The following is a 24,859-nucleotide window of genomic DNA, read 5'->3' as shown; positions in this document are numbered from 1 at the left end:
TCCCAGGTCGCGCACGCGCACTTCCTCGTGGAGGACAAAAAGGCCCACTACATCGCTGTGATCAAGGCGAACCAGCCGCTGCTGCACCAGCGCCTTCAGCTGAAGGAGTCACCGCAGGCGCAGGAGCCCGTGGCGTTCGGGTTGTCGATCGTGAAGCCCTGCTTCTCGATGGTGTCCACGAAGTCGACGGAGGCGCCGCCCAGGTACGGGGCGCTCATCCGGTCGGTGACGACCTTGACGCCGCCGAAGTCCTTCACCACGTCCCCGTCGAGCGAGCGCTCGTCGAAGAAGAGCTGGTAGCGCAGGCCCGAGCAGCCCCCGGGCTGAACGGCGACGCGCAGCGCGAGGTCGTCCCGGCCCTCCTGCTCCAGCAGGGTTTTGACCTTGGCTGCGGCGGCGTCCGACAGGAGGATGCCGTCGCTCACGGTGGTGGTCTCGTCCGATACGGACATCTGCTTCTCTCCCGGGTTGTACGGACTGCTTGCCGACGGTCCAACCATCGGGGCCGCGGATTCATTCCGGGCCAGGCGCGTGTCTGTTCCCTTCATGCTCGCACACCCCCTGCGCGGGGGGATGCGTCACATCGACGCTATCGGCATCGTCAAGCTGACGTGAAGCGGTTATGATAAATAACGTCAATTAGACGAAAAGGCCTTTCGCAGAAAAGAAAGGGTGCGTGTCGTGACCACCGCCCAGCCCCTGGATGTCCAGCCGACGCCCCTCGCCCTTCTGCTGCTCGGCCGTGAGGCCGACCCGCGGAGCGAGCGCGGGGTCGAATGCCCCGGCGACCTGCCCTCCCCGTCCGACCCGGACCTGGTGGAGCGGGCTCGTGCCGCCAAGGAAAGGCTCGGGGACAAGGTCTTCGTGCTCGGCCACCACTACCAGCGCGACGAGGTCATCCAGTTCGCGGACGTCACCGGCGACTCCTTCAAGCTCGCCCGGGACGCGGCGGCGCGGCCCGAGGCGGAGTACATCGTCTTCTGTGGCGTGCACTTCATGGCCGAGTCCGCGGACATCCTGACGGGCGACGCCCAGAAGGTCGTCCTGCCGGACCTGGCCGCCGGCTGTTCGATGGCCGACATGGCCACTGCGGAGCAGGTCGCCGAGTGCTGGGACGTGCTGACGGAGGCGGGTGTCGCCGACCAGGTCGTGCCGGTCTCGTACATGAACTCCTCCGCCGACATCAAGGCCTTCACCGGCAGGCACGGCGGCACGATCTGTACCTCGTCCAACGCGAAGCGGGCCCTGGAGTGGGCCTTCGACCAGAGGGAACCCTCGGCAGCCAAGGTGCTTTTCCTCCCGGACCAGCACCTGGGCCGGAACACGGCCGTGCGGGACATGGGGATGACCCTGGAGGACTGCGTCCTCTACAACCCGCACAAGCCGAACGGCGGCCTGACCGCTCAGGAGCTGCGCGACGCGAAGATGATCCTGTGGCGTGGCCACTGCTCGGTGCACGGGCGCTTCTCGGTGGAGTCCGTCAACGACGTCCGTGCGCGGATTCCGGGCGTCAACGTGCTGGTGCACCCCGAGTGCAAGCACGAGGTCGTGGCGGCCGCGGACTACGTGGGCTCGACGGAGTACATCATCAAGGCCCTGGAGGCGGCGCCCGCCGGCTCCAAGTGGGCGATAGGCACGGAGCTGAACCTGGTGCGCCGGCTGGCGGACCGTTTCGCCGCGGAGGACAAGGAGATCGTCTTCCTCGACAAGACGGTGTGCTTCTGCTCGACCATGAACCGGATCGACCTGCCACACCTCGTGTGGACGCTGGAGTCCCTGGCCGAGGGGAACCTCGTCAACCGGATCCAGGTCGACGCGGAGACGGAGAAGTTCGCGAAGCTGGCGCTGGAGCGGATGCTGGCACTGCCGTAGCGGATGGCGAGGCGGGTACGCCGGCGGTCGGTCCGGTCCGGAAGGGTAAGGCCCCCGATGCCGTTGTGCGGCGTCGGGGGCCTTCCTGTGTGGCTACGGCGGGCCGTCAGGCGTTCGCCGGCTCCGGCTCCGCGGAGGTGGATCCCTCCGCCGCCTCTGCGGCCGCCGCACCGGGCTTCGCGTCGCGCTTGGCCGCCTTCTTCTCGGCGCGGCGCTCCTTGCGGAGCTCGACCATCGCGTAGAGCGTCGGCACCAGGAGCAGGGTCAGCAGCGTGGAGGTGATCAGGCCGCCGATCACCACGACCGCCAGCGGCTGGGAGATGAAGCCGCCCTCGCCCGTCACGCCGAGCGCCATCGGGAGCAGGGCGAAGATCGTCGCCAGTGCGGTCATCAGGATCGGACGCAGACGGTGGCGGCCACCCTCGATGACTGCCTCGACGACGCCCATGCCCTGCGACCTGTACTGGTTGATCAGGTCGATCAGCACGATCGCGTTGGTCACCACGATGCCGATCAGCATCAGCATGCCGATCATCGCCGGGACGCCCATCGGGGTGCCGGTGATGATGAGGAGGCCGAGGGCACCCGTCGCGGCGAAGGGGATGGAGACCAGCAGGATCAGCGGCTGGATGAGCGACCGGAAGGTGGCCACCAGCAGCATGAAGACGATCGCGATGGCCGCCAGCATGGCCAGGCCCAGCTTCATGAAGGCGTCGTTCTGGTCCTCGGAGACACCGCCGATGGTCGCGGTGGCCCCACCCGGGAGGTCCAGGGCGTCGATCTTCTTCTGGAGCGACGTGCTGACCGCACCCGTGTTGTCACTGATCGGCTTGGCGGTGATCGTCGCGGCGCGCTGGCCGTCGATCCGGGTCATCGTGACCGGGCCGGGCACCAGCTCCACATCGGCGATCCGGCCGAGCGTGACCGGGCCGAGCCGAAGGGCCTTCAATTCGGCCATCGTGGTGGCCGGCTGGGCCGACTTCACCAGGACGTCACGCTCGGTGTCGCCCATGATCGCCGTGCCGGACGGGGTCCCGCGCACCGCGCCGGCGACCGCCGCGCCGAGAGTGGTCTCGTTGAATCCGGCGTCGGCCGCCTTGTCGTTGGCCTTGACCGAGATGCGCGGGACGCTCTGCGCCAGGTCGCTCTGGACATCGGTGACGTCCTTGAGCTCGGCGACCTCACCGCGTACCGCTTCGGACGCCTTCTGCAGGACGCCCGCGTCGGCGGCCTTGACCACGACACTGAGGTCCTGGCTGCCGAAGCCGCCGCCCGCGGCGATCGTCGTGTCGCCGACGCCGTCGAGCTTTCCGAGGGCCTCGTCGATCCGCTTCTCGGTGGCCTCGTAGTCCGCCGAGTCCTTGAGGGTGATCTGGTACGAGGCCTGGTTGGCTCCCGAACCGCCGCCGAAGGCCGCCATGAAGCCGGAGGAGCCGACGGTGACCTGGTAGTCCTCGACGCCCTCGTCGGCGGCGAGCACCTTCTCGACCTTCTGCGCGGCCTCGTCGGCCGCCTCGAGGCTGGTGCCGGGGGTCAGCTCCTGGCTGACGGAGAGGACCTCCTGCTCGCCCGCGTCGAAGAAGTTCGTCTTCAGCAGGGGCGCCATGCCGAACGTGCCGAACAGGATGACGAAGGCGATGACGATGCTGGTGATGCGGCGCCTCGTGGCGAAGCGCAGCACCGGGACGTAGATGCGCTGGAGCCGGCTGGCGGCTTCCTTCTCCTCGGCCTCGCGGCGGGCCTCGTCCGGGTTCTCCGCGGTGCCCTTGGGCGCGCGCAGGAACCAGTACGAGAGGACCGGGACGACGGTCAGGGAGACCAGCAGGGAGGCCAGCAGGGCCGCCGTGACGGTGAGGGAGAACGAGCCGAAGAGCTGGCCGACCATGCCGCCGACCAGGCCGATGGGCAGGAAGACCGCGACGGTGGTGAGGGTGGACGAGGTGACCGCGCCGGCCACCTCCTTGACCGCGGTGATGATCGCCGAATGGCGCTCCTCGCCGTAGCCGAGGTGCCGCTTGATGTTCTCCAGGACCACGATCGAGTCGTCGACGACCCGGCCGATCGCGATGGTCAGCGCGCCGAGGGTCAGCATGTTCAGCGACAGGTCGCGGGTCCAGAGCACGATGAGCGCGAGGACCACGGAGAGCGGGATGGAGACCGCGGTGACCAGCGTCGAGCGGATCGACGCGAGGAAGACCAGGATCACGACGACCGCGAAGAGCAGGCCGAGCGCGCCTTCCGTGGTCAGCCCGGAGATCGCCTTGGAGACGGCGGGCCCCTGATCGGAGACGACGGTCAGCTCGGCGCCGGCGCCGAGGTCCTCGCGCAGGTCAGGCAGCTTGTCCTGGACGGCGTCCGAGATGGCGACGGCGCTGCCGTCCTGGTCCATCGTCGCCATCACGGCGAGGCTCGGCTTGCCGTTCGTACGGGTGAGGGAGACCGCGGTGGCGGGCTCCTGCTTCACCGTGGCGATGTCGCCGACCCGCACCGGCTTTCCGGCCGTGCCCGTCGCGGAAACCTTCAGGTCCTCGATCTGCTGGAGGGAGCTGAAGGCACCGCCGACCTGGATGGTGCGGCTCTTGCCCGACTCGGAGAAGGAGCCAGCCGGAAGGGTGGCGCCGCCGGCCTGCAGGGCCTGGGAGAGCGACACGGGGTTCAGCCCGGCCGCCGCGAGCTTCTTGTCGTCGGGGACGACGGAGACCTGGAGGTCCCTGACGCCGTCGACGGCGACCTGGCCGACGCCTTCGATGCCCTCGAGCGCCGGGACGACCGTGCGGTCGAGCTGGTCCGCCAGCGCCTGCTGGTCCTTGTCGGAGGTGACGGCGAGGACGACGGCCGGGATGTCGTCGGTCGATCCGGCGATGACCTGCGGGTCGACGTCCTCGGGCAGCAGGTTCCCTGCCCGGTTCACGGCCTGCTGGATGTCGGCGACGAGCTGCTTGGTGCCTTCGTCGCCGAAGTCGAAGCTCGCCATGATGACGGCGCTGCCCTCGCTGGCGGTCGAGGTGACGCCCTCCACGCCGTCGACGGCCTTGATGGCGTTCTCGAGGGGTTCGACGACCTGCTTCTCGACCACGTCGGGGGACGCACCCTGGTAGGGGGCCAGCACCGACACCATCGGGAGTTCGATGGTGGGCAGCAGTTGCTGCTTGAGCTGCGGTATCGCGATCGCGCCGAAAACGAGCGCGACGATCGAGATCAGCCCGATCAGCGCCCGTTGCGCGAGGCTGAATCTGGACAGCCAGGACATGGGTGGGTCTCTCTTCTGTGGCGTACGCGGCAGGAGGGCGGCTGCTCGGCGCTCACTTCGGTGATCACAGGGACACAGCCCGCCCACCTACACGATCGCCCGTTCCCCGAGCCGAATCGTCGGCCCCCGGGTTGCTTTCTCATCCCGGGCATACCGCAGCTGGAGTAGCCGGATCTACACCCCGTCACTCCACCCTGGGACGGACCAAACCCGATTCGTACGCAATGACGACCAATTGTGCCCGGTCCCGCGCGCCGAGTTTCGCCATGGCCCGGTTCACATGGGTCTTCACGGTGAGAGGGCTGACGACGAGCCGACCGGCGATCTGGTCGTTGGAGTGACCGCCCGCGACCAGGACGAGCACCTCGCGCTCGCGCCCTGTGAGCGCGGCGAGCCGCGTGGCGTACTCCGCGCCGTCCGGGCCCTCGGCCGCGCTGCCGCTCTGGGCGAGGAAACTGGCGATGAGACCCTTGGTCGCGACAGGGGAGAGCAGCGCCTCACCGGCCGCGGCGACACGGATGGCGTTGAGCAGTTCGTCCGGTTCAGCGCCCTTGCCCAGGAAACCGGAGGCACCGGCGCGCAGGGACTGCACCACGTACTCGTCCACCTCGAAGGTGGTGAGCATGACGATCCGTACGCCCGCCAGGTCCGGGTCCGCGCTGATCATCCGGGTGGCGGTGAGTCCGTCGGTGCCCGGCATCCGGATGTCCATCAGCACGACGTCGGCGAGGGTCGAGCGGGCCAGTTCCACGGCCTCCGCCCCGTCGGCGGCCTCACCGACGACCTGCATGTCGGGCTCCGAGTCGACCAGCACCCGGAACGCGCTGCGCAGTAGTGCCTGGTCGTCGGCGAGCAGCACCTTGATGGGCGTCACACGCATCCCCCCGTCGTCTCCGCCGCGCCCGGCCCCTCCGGCGCGCGTATGCGGGACGTGACGGGCAGGATCGCATGAACCCTGAATCCGCCTCCGTAACGGGGCCCCGCCGTGAGGGTGCCACCGAGGGCGGTGACACGCTCGCGCATGCCGATCAGGCCGTGCCTGCCGCCGTCGGCCGGCCCGGGGCCGGGATGTGTCGCCGCACCGTTGTCGAGCACGGTGATCTCCGCGGTTCCCCCGACGCGTACGACGCTCACCTCGGCCTTCGCGTCGGCGCCTGCGTGTTTGCGCACGTTGGTCAGGGCCTCCTGAATGATCCGGTAGGCCGCGAGGTCGACCGCCGCGGGCAGCGGGCTGTCCGGGTCGGTGCAGGCCACCTCGACGGGGAGCCCGGCGTTACGGAAGGTGTCGACCAGGGTGTCGAGGACGGCGAGCCCCGGGGCCGGTTCCGTGGGCGCCTCCGGATCGCCGGACTGGCGCAGCAGCCCGACCGTGGTCCGCAGTTCGTTGAGGGCGGAGCGGCTGGCCTCCCGCACGTGGGCGAGCGCCTCCTTCGCCTGGTCGGGGCGCTTGTCCATGACGTGGGCCGCGACCCCGGCCTGGACGTTGACCAGGGCGATGTGGTGGGCGACGACGTCGTGCAGGTCCCGGGCGATGCGAAGCCGCTCCTCGGCGACCCTTCGGCGGGCCTCCTCCTCGCGGGTACGCTCCGCGCGTTCGGCCCGTTCCCTGATCGCGTGGATGAACGCGCGTCTGCTGCGTACCGCGTCGCCGGCAGCACCGGCCAGGCCGGTCCAGGCGAGGACACCGAGGTTCTCCTGGCTGTACCAGGGCGTCGAGCCGTCCGCCATCGCGGCCAGGGCGAGCGCCCCCGTGGTCAGCAGACCGACCCGCCAGGTGGTGGGGCGGTCGGTGCTGGCCGCCACGGTGAAGAGGGCGATGACCGCGCTCATCACGACAGGGGCGGGCGGGTCAATCAGGACGAACTCGGCGACCGACAACAGCCCGGTCACGGCGAGCACGGTCATGGGCCTGCGCCGGCGCAGGACGAGCGCCCCGGCACCGAGCACCATCAGCAGCACGCTCGACGGTTCGGGCACCCGGACTCCGAAGACGGGCCCGTGGCCCGGGTTCGGCTCGGCGAACGCCGCGCAGATCATGCAGGCGAGCACGGCCACCGCGAGGCCGCCGTCGAAGGCGAGGGGATGGCCTCGCAGCCAGCGGCGGGGGCGCACGAGCCCGGTTCCGAGGGGGGTCACGTCGAGCTACGGTACGGCGTGTCGTCGACGGTACGGTCCGGGACGGCGTCAGGACCGCCGCAGGGCACGGCGTGCGCAGCACGATGCCCCGCGCCGGCCGGACCGGAGCGGGGCATCGTCGGGAGCGTGGAGCGGGCGGCCCGGTCAGCCGGGGATCAGCCCGTCGTCACGGAGCATGGAGCGCACCTCTTCGAGCGTGGCGTCGGGTGACGGCAGGATCAGTTCGGACGGCTCCAGGGAGTCGTCGGGGAGCGGCGAGCCGAGCTCGCGCACCTTGTCCAGAAGCGCGTGGAGCGTGGTGCGGAAGCCGGGCCCGTCACCGCTCTCCATCTCCGCGAGGAGTATGTCGTCGAGCTTGTTCAACTCGGTGACATGACTGTCGGCCAGTACGACCTGGCCCTCCCCCATGATCCGTACGATCATGACGCCACCCTCACTGCTTGTCGAACTTGTGCGGGGACTGCTGCGACTGCGGTGCCGCGTCCTCCGCGCCGCCCTCGATGGCCTGCTGCTGCCCGGCGGAACCGCCGGCCAGCTCGGCCTTCATGCGCTGCAGTTCCAGCTCTACATCCGTACCACCGGAGATCCGGTCCAGCTCGGCGGCGATGTCGTCCTTCGCCGTGCCGGAGGGGTCGTCGAGAGCCCCGGAGGCCAGCAGTTCGTCGATGGCTCCGGCACGCGCCTGGAGCTGCTGGGTCTTGTCCTCGGCCCGCTGGATCGCCAGGCCGACGTCGCCCATCTCCTCCGAGATGCCGGAGAAGGCCTCGCCGATCCGGGTCTGCGCCTGGGCCGCTGTGTAGGTGGCCTTGATCGTCTCCTTCTTCGTACGGAAGGCATCGACCTTGGCCTGCAGGCGCTGGGCCGCGAGAGTGAGCTTCTCCTCCTCACCCTGCAGCGTCTGGTGCTGCGTCTCCAGGTCCGTGACCTGCTGCTGGAGGGCGGCGCGCCTCGACAGCGCCTCGCGGGCCAGGTCCTCGCGGCCGAGCGCGAGCGCCTTGCGGCCCTGGTCCTCCAGCTTGGACGACTGCCCCTGCAGCTGATTCAGCTGCAACTCCAGCCGCTTGCGCGAGGTCGCCACGTCGGCGACGCCGCGGCGTACCTTCTGAAGCAGCTCCAGCTGCTTCTGGTACGAGTAATCGAGGGTCTCGCGCGGATCCTCGGCCCGGTCAAGGGCCTTGTTTGCCTTCGCGCGGAAGATCATTCCCATACGCTTCATGACACCGCTCATGGGCTTCGCGCGCCCCCTTCTGACGAACTGAGCTCCAGCACTCCAACAGAACCCACAGTACGGGCCCTGTCTCCATTACCGCACTGTTCGGCCGCGGATGTGCTCCTACCCAAGGACGACTGCGGCCCGTGACCGCTCCCGCCCAGGGAGTAGACGAACATCAGGGAAAGCGTCGGCGACGTCCGTTCTGCCCCTGTCGGGACACTTTTCGGGACGCAGGCCGTTGCCGGATCGTTCCCGGCCGGTCCCCGGTAGTCGCGGCCGACCCCGTACCCTTGGGTTTTGTGTTCCGTAGCCGTTCCAAGGAAGAGAAGGCCCCCACCGGCAAGGTGACGGCGGACCTCTCCAAGCAGCCCCGCGACCCTCAGGCTCCCAAGGGTCGCCCCACCCCCAAGCGCAGCGAGGCCCAGACGCAGCGCCGACGTGCCTCCAGCGGTGCGCCGACCGATCGCAAGGAGGCCGCGAAGCGCCAGCGCGAAGCGCGTCGAGCGGACATGGCCCGGCAGCGGGAGGCGCTCGCATCGGGCGACGAGCGCTACCTGCCCGCGCGTGACAAGGGGCCTGTGCGCCGCTACGTCCGCGACTTCGTGGACTCGCGCTTCTGCATCGCGGAGTATTTCCTTCCGCTCGCGGTGATCATCCTGATCCTCAGCGTGATCCAGGTCCAGAACATCCAGAACATCTCGCTGCTGCTCTGGCTCGGCGTGATCGTGCTGATCGTCGTGGACTCCATCGGCCTCGGGTTCCGCCTCAAGAAGCAGCTGGCCCAGCGCTTCCCGGACACCCCGAAGCGCGGCGCGGTGGCCTACGGCCTGATGCGTACGCTCCAGATGCGCCGTCTGCGGCTTCCGAAGCCGCAGGTCAAGCGGGGAGAGCGGCCCTGAGCACGGAGACCTCCGGTTTCACGGGGGTTTCGTCCCAGTGGCTCGACGGGCTCGGCGGACTGCGCAACACGGTCCGCCAGGAGCTCGTCGCCCGGCAGCTCGACGAGCAGATAGCCGCGCGCTTCCCCGTGGGGCAGCGGCTGCGGGTGCTCGATGTCGGCATGGGCCAGGGCACGCAGGCGCTGCGTCTGGCGCGGGCCGGGCACTCCGTGACGGGTCTCGAGTCCGACGGCGAGATGCTGCGGTCGGCTCGGGAGTCCCTGGCGGGCGAGCCCGAGGGCATCCGCGAGCGGGTGCGCCTCATCGAGGGCGACGGCCGTGACACCGGGGTGCACTTCCTGCCCGGCAGCTTCGACGTGGTGCTCTGTCACGGCGTGCTGATGTATGTCTCCGAGCCGGACGCGCTGCTGGCCGGGTTGGCGCGGATGCTGGCCCCCGGCGGGCTGCTCTCGCTGCTCGTGCGGAACGCGGACGCCCTGGCGATGCGGCCGGGGACGGCCGGGGACTTCGGCGCCGCTCTCGCGGCGTTCGACACGGACACGTACACCAACAGGCTCGGCCTCGACGTCCGGGCGGACCGGATCGAGGTACTGCGGGCCACCCTCGCCGGGATCGCCGCCCCGCTGCACGCCTGGTACGGCGTGCGGGTCTTCACGGACAACGTGAGCAACGAGGCGGAGCTGCCCGGCCCCGAGGAACTGGCGCGGGTGTTCGCCGCCGAGGACCGGGCGGGCCGGACCGATCCGTACCGCGGGGTGGCCGCGCTGCTGCATCTGTGCGGTGTACGCGGCTGACGCCGTCACGGCCGTACGCCTGATCGGCCCACCAGGGCAGGCCGTACGCGGCGCGCCCTGGCGATACTCCGGGCATGGAAGCAACCCCTTCCCGCAACCGGGTACGCCGCTCACTCACGTCCCTGGCCGTCGGCGCCTGCGCGATCACCCTGGCAGGCGGCTGCGCCGGGCCGGACCCCACCCCGTCGGCGGCCCCGGCCCGGCAGGCGGTGGTGCCACGGGCCGCCGGCGACCTGCAGGACCGGTACCAGGCCGTCATCAAGGACGTGCTGCCCTCCGTCGTGCAGGTCGGCGCCGGGGCCGGGCTCGGCTCGGGCATCGTCTACGACCACAAGGGCCACATCGTCACGAACGCCCATGTCGTGGGCGACGAGAAGAGCTTCGCCGTCAGTGTCGCCACCGGCGAGAAGGTGCTCAGGGCGTCCCTGGTCTCCTCCTATCCGGAGCAGGACCTGGCCGTCATCGAGCTCGACGACCTCCCCGACGGGCTGCGGGCCGCGGAGTTCGGGGACACCGACGAGGTCGAGGTGGGGCAGATCGTCCTGGCGATGGGCTCACCGCTCGGCCTGTCCAGCAGCGTCACCCAGGGCATCGTCTCGGCCGTGGGGCGGACCGTCAGCGAGAGCAGCTCGGGCGGCGGCACCGGGGCGACGCTCGCCGGCATGGTGCAGACCTCGGCGGCGATCAACCCGGGCAACAGCGGTGGCGCCCTGGTGAACCTCGAAGGCGAGGTGATCGGCATCCCGACCCTCGCGGCGACGGACCCTCAGCTGGGCGGCAGCGCGGCACCCGGGATCGGGTTCGCCATCCCCGTCTCCACGGTGCGGACGGTCGCCGACCAGATCATCAAATCGGGAAGGGTCACCGACTCGGGCCGGGCGGCGATGGACATCACGGGCCGCACCGTCGTCGACGACGAGTACCAGCCGGCCGGTGTCGCGATCGTCAGCGTCGAGAAAGGTGGGGCCGCGGAGAAGGCCGGCCTGCGCGCGGGAGACATCATCACCCGGATCGGCGACACCCGGATCACGACGATCACCTCGCTCTCGGAGGCCTTGGCGGGCGACAAGCCGGGCCAGGAAGTAAGGGTGGCGTACACGCGGGGAGGCACGGCGAAGACCGCCGAGGTCACCCTGGGCGAGATCTGAGAGCCGGTCAGGGACCGTACGGGCACATGGCCGAACGGAGAAGGAGGCCCGCCCGGACTCCAGGGCGCGGGCGGGCCTGCGGGCCTCGGCGACTGCCGGGCCGTCCGACAGCCTCTCAGTCGGCCTGGAGGCTCATCGGGCCGTAGATCTTCGTCGCGTCCTCGAAGAGCGTCACCTGGTCCGCGCCGCCTTCGAGGAGCTCCTTCCAGAACTCACCGATCCAGGACTCCGCGTCGCCCTGGGTCGTGAACTCCTCCGGCTGCAGGGCCGGCTCCGTCTCCGTACCGTCGGACTTCTCGAACCGCCACGTCCACGCCATGTCCGCCTCCTGGGTCACGTTGCTCCCCGAAGACTAGTGGGTGTCCCGGGCGCGCAGGTGGTACATGGACACGGGAGGATCAGAGCGTGGAACTGACACTGCTCGGCACCGGAGCCCCCGACGGGCTGCCGCGGCCCGACTGCCCCTGCGCCGTCTGCGCGTCCTCACGCGGTGACGGGGCACGCGCCGCGACCGCGCTGCTCGTGGACGACGCGCTGCTGCTGGACCTCACCCCGGGCGCCGTGTTCGCCGCCGCCCGCGCGGGCCGCTCCCTCGCCGCCGTACGGCAGGTGCTGCTGACCCACCCCCATGACGGGCCGGCGATGGAGCTGCCGGCCTCGCTCCCGCCGGCGGGGCGTGTCCCGGACGGCCAGGAGCTGACTCTGATCAGCGGGCACCGGATCCGGGCCGTGGCGATGGACGCGCCGGGCACCGGCTACGAGGTGACCGCACCGGAAGGTCAGCGCCTGCTCTATCTGCCGCCCGGCGCCTCCCCCGCCGGTCTGGCCGACCGGGTGGCGGAGCCCTACGACATGGTCGTGTGCGATGTGATCGCGCGGCCCGACGCCGTGGCCAGGCTGCGGGCCGTCGAGGCCGTCGGGCCCGCCACCGAGGTGATCGCCGTCCATCTGGACCACGACGCACCGCCCGGCACCGAGCTGGACCGCCGGCTCGCGGCCGGCGGGGCGCGGGCCGTGCCGGACTGGACGACGCTGCCGGTGGGCGCGTACCACGCCGTACCCGAGGTGCCCCGGCGCACGCTGGTCACGGGCGGCGCCAGGTCGGGGAAGTCGGTCGAGGCCGAACAGCGTCTGGAGACCTTCCCCGAGGTGGTGTACGTGGCCACGGGCGGCCGCCGCGAAGGCGACGCGGAGTGGGCGGCCCGGATCGGTCTGCACCGGGAGCGACGGCCTGCCGCGTGGCGCACCGAGGAGTCCTGTGAGCTGGCGGGCCTGCTGGAGGAGGACGGCCCGCCGCTGCTGATCGACTGCCTGTCCCTGTGGCTGACGGACGCGATGGACCGGGTCGGCGCGTGGGACGACGTCCGGTGGGCGGACGGCGGGGCGGAAAAGCTGCGCGGACGGGTCACCGAGCTGGTCCGCGCGGTGCGCGGTACACGTCGTACGGTCGTCGCCGTGACCAACGAGACCGGCTCGGGCGTGGTCCCGGCGACGGCCTCCGGGCGGCGCTTCCGGGACGAACTGGGCCGCCTGAACGCCGCGTTCGCCGCCGAGTGCGAGCAGGTGCTGCTGGTCGTGGCGGGGCAGGCGCTGGTGCTGCGAGGCTGAGTCGTGAGCCGGTGCGCGGGCCAGGGGTGCGGGTGAGGGTGCCGGGTACTGTTTCCGCACAGGAGCCCCCCGGCGGGTTCCCGGCCCACCCTGTGACGACCCGCGAGGCAGACCCCCGTGAATCTGGACGACTTCTCCGACCTGATCGAACGCCCCGACGGGGGCGTAAGGCGTGATGCCGAGGAACGCCGGGAGCGGCTCACCGTTCCCGTCGGCGCGCTCGGCCGGCTCGACGAGCTGGGTGAATGGCTGTCGGCCGCTCAGCAGTCGGTCCCCGTCAAGGCGATCGAGCGGCCGCGCGTCGTGCTGTTCGCCGGTGACCACGGGGTGGCGGAGCTGGAGGTGTCCGGCCGGACTGCCGGGACCGCGCACGAGTTGGTGCGGGCGGCGCTGGAGGGTGCGAGCCCCGTCGCCGTGCTGGCCCGCCGCTTCTCCGTCCCCGTGCGGATCGTGGACGCCGGCCTGGACTGCGACCCGGAGCTGCTGCCCGACGCCGTCGTACGGCACCGGGTGCGGCGCGGCAGCGGCCGGATCGACATCGAGGACGCGCTGACGGCCGAGGAGGCCGAGCAGGCCGTACGGCTCGGGATGCGCATCGCCGACGAGGAGGCCGACTCCGGCACTGATCTCGTGGTGCTGGGTGATCTGAGTGTCGGCGGTACGACGGCGGCCTCGACGCTGATCGCGGCCTTGTGCGGTACGGACGCCTCGGTGGTGACCGGGCGCGGCGGTGCGGGCATCGACGACCTGGCGTGGATGCGCAAGTGCGCGGCGATCCGGGACGCTCTGCGGCGGGCCCGGCCGGTCCTCGGTGACCAGCTGGAGCTCCTGGCAGCCGTGGGCGGTGCGGACATGGCGGCGATGACGGGATTCCTGCTGCAGAGCGCGGTGCGCCGGATGCCCGTGGTGCTGGACGGTGTGGTCTCGGCGGCCTGCGCCCTGGTGGCCCAGCGGGCGGCTTTCCGGGCCCCGGACTGGTGGCTGGCGGGGCAGCTAAGCGGGGAGCCGGCGCAGCTGAAGGCGCTGGACCGGATGGCGCTGACCCCGCTGCTGGATCACGGGGTGACGGTGGGCGAGGGAAGCGGGGCTCTGCTGGCGCTGCCGCTCGTCCAGGCCGCGGCCGCTCTGGCGGCGGAACTGCCCGAGCGCGCGCCGGAGCCCGCCGAGAAGGAAGCGGAGGAGCCGTCCGAGGACCTTGCGCCCGCGGACACCACCACCTGAGCATCCGAGGGACAGCTGCCGGGGCCCGGCAGCTGTCCCTCAGGTTCCGCCGCCCGGGCGGGGACCCGGCAGCGGGGTCCTGTCCGGGGCCCCTCCGATCAGGTCCTGGAACCTGCGCCGCGGCCCCGCCCAGCGCACATCGTGGTGATACGCCCTCAGCACCGCCTTGGCGCGGGCCCGGTGGCGGCGGCGGTAGAGGCGCTTCGCCCACGGCGAGGCCGGCCGCGCCAGCCGAAGCGCGCCGATCAGCGCGACGGGCGGGATGAGGGTGCCGATCACCGCCATCCGGGCCTTGCCCTTGAGCAGGGCGGTCAGCACGAAGCCGAAGTTGAGGACGTAGGTCAGGACGGCCCTCAGCCGGTTCTGCTGCTGCTCTCCGCTCAGCTCGTCCACGCCCAGCGGCGAGAAGCCGCCGAGCACGAGCAGGACGAGCGAGGCGGTGAGGACGACGATCTCCACGCTCTGGCGGCCCTCCTCGGTCCAGTACACGTCGTCGAGATGCAGGATCAGCGCGAACTCGTCGAGGACCAGGCCGGCCCCCATACCGAAGACCACCGCGAGGATCCCGGCGGCGACACCGCGCTGACCGCTCGCGACCGCCCCGAAGCCGCCGACCACCGTGAGCACGACACCGGGCACCACGTGGTGGACGTGCACACCGCCGGGCGTGATGTTGCGGAAGGGGCCCTTCCCGGCCCTGATCATCCGGGTGATCGTCCGGGTGATGGCGAAGGTCAGCACGAAGGCACTCAGTGCGAGCAGCAGCGGGAGTTTGCCCGGCTCGACGATGTTCTGCTGGAACCAGTGACCCATGCCACCTCCGCCCGAGGACCCGCCTTCGCGGCTTTCGGGTCACTTTGCCCAATCTAGCGCGCTGCCGCACCGGCTAGCCTGCGCGCGGTGACCTCCCTGAACAGCCACGGCCTGCGATTCGCCTTCGGCACCCTGACCGCGCTCCCCGTCCGCGTCTTCCGCTGGGACCGTGGGACCGCCCGCACCGGCATGCTGTGTGCCCCGCTCGCCGGGCTCGCCGTGGGGCTGCTCGCCGCCGTCTCCGGAGTGCTGTTCCTGCTCGGCGGGTCGGGGCCCCTGATCGCGGCGGTCGCCTCCGTCGCGCTCCCCGCCGCCCTGACCCGTGGGCTGCACCTGGACGGGCTCGCGGACACCGCCGACGGGCTCGGCAGCGCCAAACCCGCCGAGGACGCGCTGCGGATCATGAAGCAGTCGGACATCGGCCCGTTCGGCGTGATCACCCTGCTGTTCGTGCTGCTGGCGCAGATCGCGGCGCTCTTCGAGCTGTACGGCCGCGGCTGGGCGGACGGCGCCCTGGGCACGGTCGCCGCCGCAGTCACGGCCCGGCTCGCGCTCACGCTGGCCTCGCGCCGCGGTGTCCCGCCCGCCCGGCCGGAGGGCCTCGGCGCGGCGGTCGCGGGCACTGTCCCACCCGGGCGCGCGGCAGCCGTCGCCGGTGCGGTCGTCGTGTGCTGCGCGGGGGCGGGCGCGCTGCTGGGCGGCTACGGCTCCGCACCGCACCTCGTCCTCGCCGCCCTGGCGGGCCTGGCAGCCGCGCAACTGATGCTGCGTCACTGCGTGCGGCGCTTCGGCGGGGTGACGGGCGATGTGTTCGGCGCAGTGGAGGAGACGGCCGGCACGGTGACCCTGCTGGCGCTGTCGCTGGGCTAGGGCCGAAGCCCGAGGCTCCGGGGCCGGACCCGGACGGCCCGCCCCCGTGAGCCCGGAGCGCGGGCGCGCGTAGGCTCGTTACCGGCGCATTGCGGCGGCATCTACGATGCGCCGGGCACGGTCGGCCTACCCCTCGGCCGGCACAGACCGGCACACAACTCAACGGAAGCGAGAATTCACCACCGTGACTGCTCTCACTCTCAGCACCTCAGGTGCGGCGACGCTGCGCGCCGACGCACTCGTCGTCGGTATCGCCAAGGGCGCTGGATCCAAGGCTGGGAACCTGGTCGTCGCACCGGGAGCCGAGGCCGTGGACAAGGCGTTCGACGGCAAGCTCGCCACCGTCCTGGAGACCCTGGGCGCCTCCGGTGCCGAGGGCGAAGTGACCAAGCTCCCCGCCCCGTCCGGCCTCAAGGCCCCCGTCGTCATCGCGGTCGGGCTCGGCCCGGCCCCGGCGAAGGACGCCGCGTACGACGCCGAGGCGCTGCGCCGGGCCGCGGGCAGCGCCGCGCGTGCGCTGAAGGGTTCGAAGAAGGCCGGCTTCGCGCTGCCGACGGAGTCCGTCGAGGACGCCGGGGCCGTCGCGGAAGGCGCCCTGCTGGGCGCGTACGCCTTCACCGCGTACCAGGGCGGCGAGAACAAGCTCGCCCCCAAGGGCGCCAAGTCCGACGCGAAGCTCCCGCTCGGTGAGGTCGCCCTGCTCGGTGCCAAGCCGCGTGACAAGGCCTTCAAGGCTGCCGCCGAGCGCGCCGTCGCGGTCACCGAGGAGATCAACCGGGCCCGTGACCTGATCAACACCCCGCCGAACGACCTGTACCCCGAGTCCTTCGCCGCCGTGGCCACCGCGGTCGGCAAGGAGCACGGCGTCAAGGTGCAGGTCCTGGACGAGAAGGCTCTCGTCAAGGGCGGCTTCGGCGGTCTGCTCGGCGTCGGTCAGGGCTCCACGCACGGCCCGCGCCTGGTCAAGCTGTCCTACACCCACCCCAAGGCGGAGAAGACGCTCGCCCTGGTCGGCAAGGGCATCACCTACGACTCGGGCGGCATCTCGCTCAAGCCGGCCGGGCACAACGAGACGATGAAGTGCGACATGAGCGGCGCCGCCGCCGTGTTCGCCGCCGTCGTCTCGGCCTCCCGCCTCGGCCTCCGGGTCAACGTCACCGGCTGGCTGGCCCTCGCCGAGAACATGCCCTCCGGCAACGCCACCCGCCCCGGCGACGTGTTGCGCATGTACAGCGGCAAGACCGTCGAGGTCCTCAACACCGACGCCGAGGGCCGGCTGGTCCTCGCCGACGCGCTGACCCGCGCCTCCGAGGAGAAGCCGGACGCGATCGTCGACGTGGCGACCCTCACGGGCGCGATGGTCCTGGCCCTCGGCAACCGCACCTTCGGTGTGATGGCCAACGACGACGCCTTCCGTACGTCGATCCACGAGATCGCCGAGGAGGTCGGCGAGGCCTCCTGGCCGATGCCGCTCCCCGCCGACCTGCGCAAGGGCATGGACTCCCCGACCGCCGACATCGCCAACATGGGCGAGCGGATGGGCGGCGGCCTGGTGGCCGGTCTCTTCCTGCAGGAGTTCGTGGGCGAGGGCATCGCCTGGGCGCACCTGGACATCGCGGGCCCGGCCTTCCACGAGGGCGCGCCGTACGGCTACACGCCCAAGGGCGGCACCGGTTCCGCGGTCCGCACCCTGGTGAGGCTGGCGGAGCGCACCGCGGACGGCGACCTCGGCTGAGTCCTGAGCCGGGGCCCACGCGTGGACTCCTCGCGCAAGGTTCTCCTGCGGCGTGGACGGCCCCGGGCCTGTGTCCGGGGCCGTAGGCGTTCACCTCGGTGGTTCCACCAGTATTTTTCCGGAAATCTGCACACATCGGTAATCACCCGGCCCGGATGTTCATCCGGCCCGGAGCGGGGGCCCCGTCCCGTTCGCCCGCAACAAGTGCGAAGATGGGTTCTCGGCAGGACAGGGCCCCCACCACAGGGCCGAATACGCAAGCGGCCGAACACCAGCCGACCGGCCGGTCACACCCCAGCGACGGGGCCCGGCATACGGCGCACATGCATGGAGGACGTGACGTGGCGAACGACGCCAGCACCGTTTTCGACCTAGTGATCCTCGGCGGTGGCAGCGGCGGTTACGCCGCGGCCCTGCGCGGAGCTCAGCTGGGCCTGGACGTCGCACTGATCGAGAAGGGCAAGGTCGGCGGCACCTGCCTGCACAACGGCTGTATCCCCACGAAGGCGCTGCTGCACGCCGGCGAGATCGCCGATCAGGCCCGCGAGGCCGAGCAGTTCGGCGTGAAGGCCACCTTCGAGGGCATCGACATGGAGGCCGTCCACAAGTACAAGGACGACGTGATCTCGGGCCTGTACAAGGGTCTGCAGGGTCTCATCGCCTCGCGCAAGGTGCACTACATCGAGGGCGAGGGCCGGCTCTCGTCGCCCACCTCGGTGGATGTCGGCGGACAGCGCGTCCAGGGCCGCCACGTGCTGCTGGCGACGGGCTCCGTGCCGAAGTCGCTGCCCGGCCTGGAGATCGACGGCAACCGGATCATCTCCTCGGACCACGCGCTGAAGCTGGACCGTGTGCCGAAGTCCGCGATCGTTCTCGGCGGCGGCGTCATCGGCGTCGAGTTCGCCTCGGCGTGGAAGTCCTTCGGCACCGACGTCACCGTCGTCGAGGGTCTGAAGCACCTGGTCCCGGTCGAGGACGAGAACAGCTCCAAGCTTCTTGAGCGCGCGTTCCGTAAGCGCGGCATCAAGTTCAACCTCGGCACCTTCTTCGACAAGGCCGAGTACACGCAGGACGGCGTGCGGGTGACCCTCGCCGACGGCAAGACCTTCGAGGCGGAGGTTCTGCTGGTCGCGATCGGCCGCGGCCCGGTCTCGCAGGGGCTGGGCTACGAGGAGGCGGGGGTCGCGATGGACCGCGGCTACGTCCTCGTCGACGAGTACATGCAGACCAACGTCCCGACGGTCTCGGCCGTCGGTGACCTGGTCCCGACCCTCCAGCTCGCGCACGTCGGCTTCGCCGAGGGCATCCTGGTGGCGGAGCGCCTGGCCGGTCTCAAGACCGTTCCGGTCGACTACGACGGCGTACCGAAGGTGACGTACTGCCACCCCGAGGTCGCCTCCGTCGGTATCACCGAGGCCAAGGCCAAGGAGATCTACGGTGCGGACAAGGTCGTCGCCCTCAAGTACAACCTCGCGGGCAACGGCAAGAGCAAGATCCTGAAGACCGCGGGCGAGATCAAGCTCGTCCAGGTCAAGGACGGTGCCGTGGTCGGCGTCCACATGGTCGGTGACCGTATGGGCGAGCAGGTCGGCGAAGCCCAGCTGATCTACAACTGGGAGGCGCTGCCGGCCGAGGTCGCGCAGCTCATCCATGCCCACCCGACGCAGAACGAGGCGATGGGCGAGGCCCACCTGGCCCTGGCCGGCAAGCCGCTCCACTCCCACGACTGATCCAGTCCCGGGGACGACCGACCACTTCCGCACATTCGTAAGGAGCAACTGAAACCATGTCGGTTTCCGTAACCCTTCCGGCGCTCGGCGAGAGCGTCACCGAGGGCACTGTCACCCGTTGGCTGAAGGCCGAGGGCGAGCGCGTCGAGGCCGACGAGCCGCTGCTCGAGGTCTCGACCGACAAGGTCGACACCGAGATCCCCGCGCCGGCCTCCGGCGTGCTCGCGGCCATCAAGGTCGCCGAGGACGAGACCGTCGAGGTCGGCGCCGAACTGGCGATCATCGACGACGGCTCGGGCGCGCCCGCCGCCGCCGAGGCCCCGGCCGCCGAGGCCCCGGCCGCTGAGGCCCCCGTGGCCGAGGCCCCCGCCGCCGCACCGGCCGAGGAGGCTCCGGCGCCCGCCGCCGAGGCCCCCGCCGCCGGTGGCGCCTCCGGCACCGACGTCACCCTTCCGGCGCTCGGTGAGAGCGTCACCGAGGGCACCGTCACCCGCTGGCTGAAGGAGGTCGGCGAGGAGGTCGCGGAGGACGAGCCGCTGCTCGAGGTCTCCACGGACAAGGTCGACACCGAGATCCCCGCACCGGTCGCCGGTGTGCTGCTGGAGATCGTCGTCGGCGAGGACGAGACCGCCGAGGTCGGCGCCAAGCTGGCCGTCATCGGTGCTCCGGGCGCTGCCCCGGCCGCGGCTCCGGCACCGGCCGCCCCGGCTCCCGCCCCTGCGGCTCCCGCCCCCGCCGCCCCGGCTCCCGCTCCGGCCGCCCCGGCACCGGCTGCGCCCGCCACCCCGGCACCGGCTGCACCCGCCGCTCCGGTGGCCGCTCAGGCCGCGCCCGCCGCTCCGGCCGCACCCCCGGCACCGGCTGCCGCCGCCCCGGCCGCTCCCGCCGCGTCTTCCGGTGACGACGGCGCGTACGTCACGCCGCTGGTCCGTAAGCTCGCCGCCGAGAACGGCGTCGACCTGGGCGCGGTCAAGGGCACCGGCGTCGGTGGCCGTATCCGCAAGCAGGACGTCGCCGCCGCCGCGGAGGCCGCCAAGGCCGCCGCTGCCGCTCCGGCTCCGGCTGCCGCCGCCCCTGCGGCGGCCAAGGCCGCGCCGAAGATCGAGGCGTCCCCGCTGCGCGGTCAGACGGTCAAGATGACCCGCATGCGCAAGGTCATCGGCGACAACATGATGAAGGCACTGCACTCGCAGGCCCAGCTGACCACGGTTCTCGAGGTCGACATCACCAAGCTGATGAAGCTGCGCAACCAGGCCAAGGAGGCCTTCGCCGCCCGCGAGGGCGTCAAGCTGTCCCCGATGCCGTTCTTCGTGAAGGCGGCGGCCCAGGCGCTGAAGGCCCACCCGGTCGTCAACGCCCGGATCAACGAGGACGAGGGCACCATCACGTACTTCGACTCGGAGAACATCGGCATCGCCGTGGACGCCGAGAAGGGTCTGATGACCCCGGTCATCAAGGGTGCGGGCGACCTGAACATCGCCGGTATCGCGAAGAAGACCGCCGAGCTGGCCGGCAAGGCCCGCGGTGGCGGCCTCACCCCGGACGACATGTCCGGTGCCACCTTCACCGTCAGCAACACCGGTTCGCGCGGTGCGCTGTTCGACACGGTCATCGTGCCGCCGAACCAGGCCGCCATCCTGGGCATCGGCGCCACCGTCAAGCGTCCGGCGGTCATCGAGACCGCCGAGGGCACCGTCATCGGCGTCCGTGACATGACGTACCTCTCGCTCTCCTACGACCACCGCCTGGTGGACGGCGCGGACGCCGCCCGTTACCTGACGACGGTCAAGGCGATCCTCGAGGCGGGCGAGTTCGAGGTCGAGCTCGGCCTCTGAACCGTGCAGCTGTAACCAGCCTCACCAGCGGCGCCCCCGTCCGGAACCCTTCCGGACGGGGGCGCCGCCGTATTGTCTAGACGTCGCCGGTCATCTCCGGCCGCCGTGCCGGCGCAGGCAGCACCGGTTCGCCCCGAAGGAGCCCCCCATGACCCCGCCCGTCGTCCACTCGCTGCGCGAACAGATCCGCGAGCACATCGTGGAGGGGATAGTCAGCGGGCGCTGGAAGCCGGGTGAGCGGATCGTGGAGCGCCGTATCGCCACCGAACTGGAGGTCAGCCAGACGCCTGTGCGCGAGGCGCTGCGTGAGCTGGAGACGCTGCGGCTGATCGAGTCGGCGCCCAACAAGGGCGTCCGGGTACGCAATCTCACCGCGGCCGATCTGGAGGAGAGCTACCCGGTACGGGCCGGGCTCGAGCAGATCGCGGCGGAGCTGGCGGCCCCGGCGCTCGGCGAGGACTGCTCGGTGCTCACCCCGCATGTGGCGGCGCTGTACGAGGCGGACCGGCTGGCCGACGGCGAGGCGCAGGTGCGGCACACCGTGGCCTTCCACCGGGAGATGGTGCGGGCCGCCGGGAACGCCGTACTGCTGCACACCTGGGAGGGGCTGGGTATCGAGGTGTTCACGGCCCTGTCGATCCGCTGGCTGGGCACCGTGCAGAAGTCGTACGCCGAGGAGCACGAGGCGCTCATCGAGGCGTTCCTGCGGCGGGACCCGCAGATCGCCGTGCTGGTGAAGGAGCACGTCCTCGGCTGCGCGCCGCGCGCCTGAGACCGGGCCACAGGCAGGTGCCCATCTGCGGCGCAAGGCGCTCTACCGTGCAGGTCAGCGCCCGTTTCACCCGGTTGATCCCGTCACTCCGTGCCCCCTTTCACGGCACCGCATGCCACTTTTCTTCATATCGAGAAGTTTTACCCTTCATCCTTTGATCGATCATCGATCGGCGACTTACAGTTCATCGGCGGGCCCACCGGCCCGATCGCCCTGTCCTGCCAGCCAGGGCCTTCTCCACCCCCCTCCACTCCGGAAGGCGGCGATCATGACCGACCCCGTAGCAAAGCTTCCGAGCGAGCTCGACCAGCTCCCGGACCGCGACCCCGAGGAGACCGCCGAATGGGCGGCCTCCCTGGACGCCGTCACCAAGGCCGCGGGCCCGCACCGCGCCGCGTATCTGATGCGGCGTTCGCTCCAGCACGCTGAGGGCGCCGGCATCGCGCTGCCCAAACTGCTGGAGAGCGATTACGTCAACACCATCCCCACCTCCGCCGAGCCCTCGTTCGGCGGCGACCTGGAGATGGAATCGAAGATCACCGCGTGGAACCGCTGGAACGCGGCCGCGATGGTCACCCGGGGCGCCCGGTACGGCGTCGGCGGCCACATCGCCACGTTCGCCTCGGCGGCCTGGCTGTACGAGACGGGCTTCAACCACTTCTTCCGCGGCAAGGAAGGTGACGGCTCCGGCGACCAGCTCTACATCCAGGGCCACGCCTCGCCCGGCATCTACGCCCGCGCCTTCCTCGACGGCCGCCTCAGCGAGCAGCAGCTCGACAACTTCCGCCAGGAGTCGGGGGGCGACGGTCTGCCGTCCTACCCGCACCCTCGGCGGCTGCCCTGGCTGTGGGAGTTCCCCACGGTGTCGATGGGCCTCGGCCCGCTGTCGGCGATCTACCAGGCGCGCTTCAACCGTTATCTGACCAACCGCAAGATCAAGGACACGTCGAACTCGCACGTCTGGGCCTTCCTGGGCGACGGCGAGATGGACGAGCCCGAGTCGACCGCAGCCCTCGCCCTCGCGGCCCGTGAGCAGCTCGACAACCTGACCTTCGTGATCAACTGCAACCTGCAGCGTCTCGACGGCCCGGTCCGCGCCAACTTCCGCGTGGTCCAGGAGCTCGAGGGCGCCTTCCGCGGCGCCGGCTGGAACGTCATCAAGACGCTCTGGGGCAACGCCTGGGACGAACTCTTCCAGCTGGACACCACCGGCGCGCTGCTCCGCAGGCTCCGTGAGGTCCCGGACGCTCAGTTCCAGACGTACGCGACCCGGGACGTGGCCTACATCCGCGAGCACTTCTTCGGCGCCGAGCCCGCGCTCGCCGAGCTGGCGAAGCTGCTGAGCGACGCCAAGATCGCCGAGTGTTTCTACAGCTCCCGCGGCGGCCACGAGGCCCGCAAGGTGTACGCGGCCTACCGTGCCGCCGTCGAGCACAAGGGCGCGCCGACCGTGATCCTGGCCCAGACGGTCAAGGGCTACACGCTCGGCAAGGGCTTCGAGTCCAAGAACGCCAACCACCAGATGAAGAAGCTGTCGATCGACGAGTTCAAGGGCATGCGCGAGCTGCTCGGCCTCCCGATCCCGGACAGCGCCTTCGAGGACGGGCTGGTTCCCTACGGCCACCCGGGCGCCGACTCCCCCGAGGTCCGCTACCTCCAGGAGCGCCGTGCCGCCCTCGGCGGCCCGGCCCCCGCCCGCCGGGTGCACGCCGTCACGCTGCCCCAGCCCGAGGAGCGTGCCTTCAAGGCCCTGTACAAGGGGTCCGGCAAACAGGAGATGGCCACCACCATGGCGTTCGTCCGCCTGGTGAAGGACCTGATGCGGGACAAGGAGACCGGTAGGCGCTGGGTTCCGATCGTCCCGGACGAGGCCCGTACCTTCGGTATGGAGTCGCTGTTCCCCTCAGCCGGCATCTACTCGCCGATGGGCCAGACGTACGAGCCGGTCGACCGTGACCAGCTGATGTACTACAAGGAGGCCAAGGACGGCCAGATCCTCAACGAGGGGATCACCGAGGCCGGGGCCATGGCCGACTTCATCGCCGCCTCCACGTCGTACGCGACGCACGGCGAGACGATGATCCCGTTCTACATCTTCTACTCGATGTTCGGCTGGCAGCGGACCGGCGACCAGATGTGGCAGCTCGCCGACCAGCTCGGCAAGGGCTTCATCGTCGGCGCCACGGCCGGTCGCACGACCCTGACGGGTGAGGGGCTCCAGCACGCGGACGGCCACTCGCACCTGATCGCGTCCACGAACCCGGCGTCGCTCAACTACGACCCGGCGTTCGCGTACGAGATCGCGGTGATCGTCAAGGACGGTCTGCGGCGGATGTACGGCCCCGACGCCGAGAACATCTTCTACTACCTGACGGTCTACAACGAGCCGAAGCAGCAGCCCGCGATGCCCGAGGGCGTCGAGGAGGGCATCGTCAAGGGTCTGTACCGCTTCAAGGAGGGCGCGTCCGCCGCGGCGGACGCGCCGCGCCTCCAGCTGATCGGCTCCGGTACGGCGATCCACTGGGCCCTGCGGGCCCAGGAGCTGTTGGCCTCCGACTGGGGTGTCACGGCGGACGTCTGGTCCGCCACCTCGTGGGGCGAGCTGCGCCGCGACGCGCTGGAGTCCGACGAGGCGCTGCTCCGCGGCGAGGAGCGTGTGCCCTACGTGACCCAGGCGCTCTCCGGCGCGCCGGGCCCGGTCCTCGCGGTCAGCGACTGGATGCGCGCGGTCCCGGACCAGATCAGCCAGTGGGTGGAGCAGGACTGGTCCTCGCTGGGCACGGACGGTTTCGGCCTCTCCGACACCCGCGAGGGTGCACGGCGCCACTTCGGTGTCGACGCCGAGTCCGTCGCGGTCGCGGCGCTGGCCCAGCTGGCCCGCCGCGGCGAGATCCCGGCCTCCAAGGTCAAGGAGGCCCGGGAGAAGTACGGGATGTGAGTTCGCGCGGGGGCGGGTACCGGGT

Annotated in this window: 20 protein-coding genes; 12 read left to right on the top strand and 8 right to left on the bottom strand. The window is 71.0% G+C overall.

The window, feature by feature from the left end:
- Positions 1-95 precede the first annotated feature (95 nt).
- The gene (locus tag ACWD04_RS16080; RefSeq protein WP_451132242.1) at positions 96-452 is read right to left on the bottom strand and encodes a HesB/IscA family protein; all 357 of its coding nucleotides are present in this window, start codon (positions 450-452) and stop codon (positions 96-98) included.
- 220 nt (positions 453-672) lie between these two features.
- Here ACWD04_RS16080 and nadA point away from each other — a divergent pair, with 220 nt between their 5' ends.
- Complete coding sequence (gene nadA, locus ACWD04_RS16075; RefSeq protein WP_451132240.1) at positions 673-1,872, top strand: quinolinate synthase NadA; 1,200 nt, start codon at positions 673-675, stop codon at positions 1,870-1,872.
- Positions 1,873-1,978: 106 nt separating this feature from the next.
- On the opposite strand, the gene ACWD04_RS16070 is transcribed toward nadA, so the two are convergent.
- The 5 genes from ACWD04_RS16070 to ACWD04_RS16050 form a co-directional block, all read right to left on the bottom strand.
- Positions 1,979-5,122: an efflux RND transporter permease subunit gene (locus ACWD04_RS16070; protein WP_451132238.1), complete on the bottom strand. Its 3,144-nt coding sequence runs from the start codon at positions 5,120-5,122 to the stop codon at positions 1,979-1,981.
- A 184-nt stretch (positions 5,123-5,306) separates the two neighbouring features.
- Positions 5,307-6,002 (bottom strand): response regulator, encoded by a 696-nt coding sequence (locus ACWD04_RS16065; protein ID WP_451132236.1) that lies wholly within the window; start codon positions 6,000-6,002, stop codon positions 5,307-5,309.
- Positions 5,993-7,258 carry a histidine kinase gene (locus tag ACWD04_RS16060; RefSeq protein WP_451132234.1) on the bottom strand — a complete coding sequence of 422 codons (1,266 nt, stop codon included), beginning with the start codon at positions 7,256-7,258 and terminating at the stop codon, positions 5,993-5,995. Before ACWD04_RS16060 ends, ACWD04_RS16065 begins: the two co-directional genes overlap by 10 nt.
- Positions 7,259-7,402: 144 nt before the next feature.
- A complete protein-coding gene (gene pspAA / locus ACWD04_RS16055; protein ID WP_203185748.1) occupies positions 7,403-7,681 on the bottom strand; it encodes a PspA-associated protein PspAA in 279 nt (92 codons plus the stop codon).
- A gap of 10 nt (positions 7,682-7,691) precedes the next feature.
- The gene (locus tag ACWD04_RS16050) at positions 7,692-8,474 is read right to left on the bottom strand and encodes a PspA/IM30 family protein (protein WP_014156668.1); all 783 of its coding nucleotides are present in this window, start codon (positions 8,472-8,474) and stop codon (positions 7,692-7,694) included.
- Between the two features lie 296 nt (positions 8,475-8,770).
- Between ACWD04_RS16050 and ACWD04_RS16045 the strand changes: the two genes are divergently transcribed.
- The 3 genes from ACWD04_RS16045 to ACWD04_RS16035 all read left to right on the top strand — a co-directional run bounded on the left by ACWD04_RS16045 (position 8,771) and on the right by ACWD04_RS16035 (position 11,312).
- A complete protein-coding gene (locus tag ACWD04_RS16045) occupies positions 8,771-9,370 on the top strand; it encodes a DUF3043 domain-containing protein (protein ID WP_451132231.1) in 600 nt (199 codons plus the stop codon).
- 59 nt (positions 9,371-9,429) lie between these two features.
- Positions 9,430-10,164, top strand: coding sequence for a class I SAM-dependent methyltransferase (locus tag ACWD04_RS16040; RefSeq protein WP_451132274.1), 735 nt, complete (start codon positions 9,430-9,432; stop codon positions 10,162-10,164).
- Between the two features lie 74 nt (positions 10,165-10,238).
- Positions 10,239-11,312, top strand: a complete 1,074-nt coding sequence (locus tag ACWD04_RS16035) for a S1C family serine protease (protein WP_451132229.1) — start codon at positions 10,239-10,241, stop codon at positions 11,310-11,312.
- A 115-nt stretch (positions 11,313-11,427) separates the two neighbouring features.
- Here the strand turns inward: ACWD04_RS16035 and ACWD04_RS16030 are convergent, their stop codons facing one another.
- Positions 11,428-11,631 (bottom strand): hypothetical protein, encoded by a 204-nt coding sequence (locus ACWD04_RS16030; RefSeq protein WP_099176312.1) that lies wholly within the window; start codon positions 11,629-11,631, stop codon positions 11,428-11,430.
- A gap of 86 nt (positions 11,632-11,717) precedes the next feature.
- Between ACWD04_RS16030 and ACWD04_RS16025 the strand changes: the two genes are divergently transcribed.
- Positions 11,718-12,920: a bifunctional adenosylcobinamide kinase/adenosylcobinamide-phosphate guanylyltransferase gene (locus ACWD04_RS16025; protein ID WP_451132226.1), complete on the top strand. Its 1,203-nt coding sequence runs from the start codon at positions 11,718-11,720 to the stop codon at positions 12,918-12,920.
- Between the two features lie 117 nt (positions 12,921-13,037).
- Positions 13,038-14,141 (top strand): nicotinate-nucleotide--dimethylbenzimidazole phosphoribosyltransferase, encoded by a 1,104-nt coding sequence (gene cobT / locus ACWD04_RS16020; RefSeq protein WP_451132224.1) that lies wholly within the window; start codon positions 13,038-13,040, stop codon positions 14,139-14,141.
- Positions 14,142-14,180: 39 nt separating this feature from the next.
- Here cobT and ACWD04_RS16015 read toward each other — a convergent pair whose 3' ends face one another.
- A complete protein-coding gene (locus tag ACWD04_RS16015; RefSeq protein ID WP_451132222.1) occupies positions 14,181-14,954 on the bottom strand; it encodes a hypothetical protein in 774 nt (257 codons plus the stop codon).
- Positions 14,955-15,041: 87 nt separating this feature from the next.
- On the opposite strand from ACWD04_RS16015, the gene ACWD04_RS16010 reads away from it, so the two are divergent.
- From ACWD04_RS16010 to aceE, 6 genes are all read left to right on the top strand, one after another.
- On the top strand, positions 15,042-15,824 hold the full coding sequence (locus ACWD04_RS16010) for an adenosylcobinamide-GDP ribazoletransferase (protein WP_451132220.1): 783 nt from the start codon (positions 15,042-15,044) through the stop codon (positions 15,822-15,824).
- Between the two features lie 184 nt (positions 15,825-16,008).
- Entirely contained in the window at positions 16,009-17,559 is a 1,551-nt protein-coding gene (locus ACWD04_RS16005) for a leucyl aminopeptidase (RefSeq protein ID WP_451132218.1), read from the top strand.
- Between the two features lie 341 nt (positions 17,560-17,900).
- Positions 17,901-19,289: a dihydrolipoyl dehydrogenase gene (gene lpdA, locus ACWD04_RS16000; RefSeq protein ID WP_451132215.1), complete on the top strand. Its 1,389-nt coding sequence runs from the start codon at positions 17,901-17,903 to the stop codon at positions 19,287-19,289.
- Positions 19,290-19,345: 56 nt separating this feature from the next.
- Positions 19,346-21,124 (top strand): 2-oxoglutarate dehydrogenase, E2 component, dihydrolipoamide succinyltransferase, encoded by a 1,779-nt coding sequence (gene sucB / locus ACWD04_RS15995; RefSeq protein ID WP_451132211.1) that lies wholly within the window; start codon positions 19,346-19,348, stop codon positions 21,122-21,124.
- Between the two features lie 148 nt (positions 21,125-21,272).
- Complete coding sequence (locus ACWD04_RS15990; protein WP_451132209.1) at positions 21,273-21,896, top strand: GntR family transcriptional regulator; 624 nt, start codon at positions 21,273-21,275, stop codon at positions 21,894-21,896.
- A 268-nt stretch (positions 21,897-22,164) separates the two neighbouring features.
- The gene (gene aceE / locus ACWD04_RS15985) at positions 22,165-24,834 is read left to right on the top strand and encodes a pyruvate dehydrogenase (acetyl-transferring), homodimeric type (protein ID WP_451132207.1); all 2,670 of its coding nucleotides are present in this window, start codon (positions 22,165-22,167) and stop codon (positions 24,832-24,834) included.
- Positions 24,835-24,859 lie beyond the last annotated feature (25 nt).

This window comes from Streptomyces sp. NPDC002911, from assembly GCF_053591835.1.
Note: the sequence above shows the minus strand (reverse complement) of the source record. Positions and strands in the feature narration are given on the sequence as shown.

Bases quoted from the DNA above. Each gene is read 5' to 3' on its own strand.
- ACWD04_RS16065 (WP_451132236.1), bottom strand. From the start codon at position 6,002: ATGCGTGTGACGCCCATCAAGGTGCTGCTCGCCGACGACCAGGCACTA.
- ACWD04_RS16030 (WP_099176312.1), bottom strand. From the start codon at position 11,631: ATGGCGTGGACGTGGCGGTTCGAGAAGTCCGACGGTACGGAGACGGAG.
- sucB (WP_451132211.1), top strand. From the start codon at position 19,346: ATGTCGGTTTCCGTAACCCTTCCGGCGCTCGGCGAGAGCGTCACCGAG.
- ACWD04_RS15990 (WP_451132209.1), top strand. From the start codon at position 21,273: ATGACCCCGCCCGTCGTCCACTCGCTGCGCGAACAGATCCGCGAGCAC.
- ACWD04_RS16050 (WP_014156668.1), bottom strand. From the start codon at position 8,474: ATGAAGCGTATGGGAATGATCTTCCGCGCGAAGGCAAACAAGGCCCTT.
- ACWD04_RS16080 (WP_451132242.1), bottom strand. From the start codon at position 452: ATGTCCGTATCGGACGAGACCACCACCGTGAGCGACGGCATCCTCCTG.
- aceE (WP_451132207.1), top strand. From the start codon at position 22,165: ATGACCGACCCCGTAGCAAAGCTTCCGAGCGAGCTCGACCAGCTCCCG.
- ACWD04_RS16070 (WP_451132238.1), bottom strand. From the start codon at position 5,122: ATGTCCTGGCTGTCCAGATTCAGCCTCGCGCAACGGGCGCTGATCGGG.
- ACWD04_RS16015 (WP_451132222.1), bottom strand. From the start codon at position 14,954: ATGGGTCACTGGTTCCAGCAGAACATCGTCGAGCCGGGCAAACTCCCG.
- ACWD04_RS16035 (WP_451132229.1), top strand. From the start codon at position 10,239: ATGGAAGCAACCCCTTCCCGCAACCGGGTACGCCGCTCACTCACGTCC.
- pspAA (WP_203185748.1), bottom strand. From the start codon at position 7,681: ATGATCGTACGGATCATGGGGGAGGGCCAGGTCGTACTGGCCGACAGT.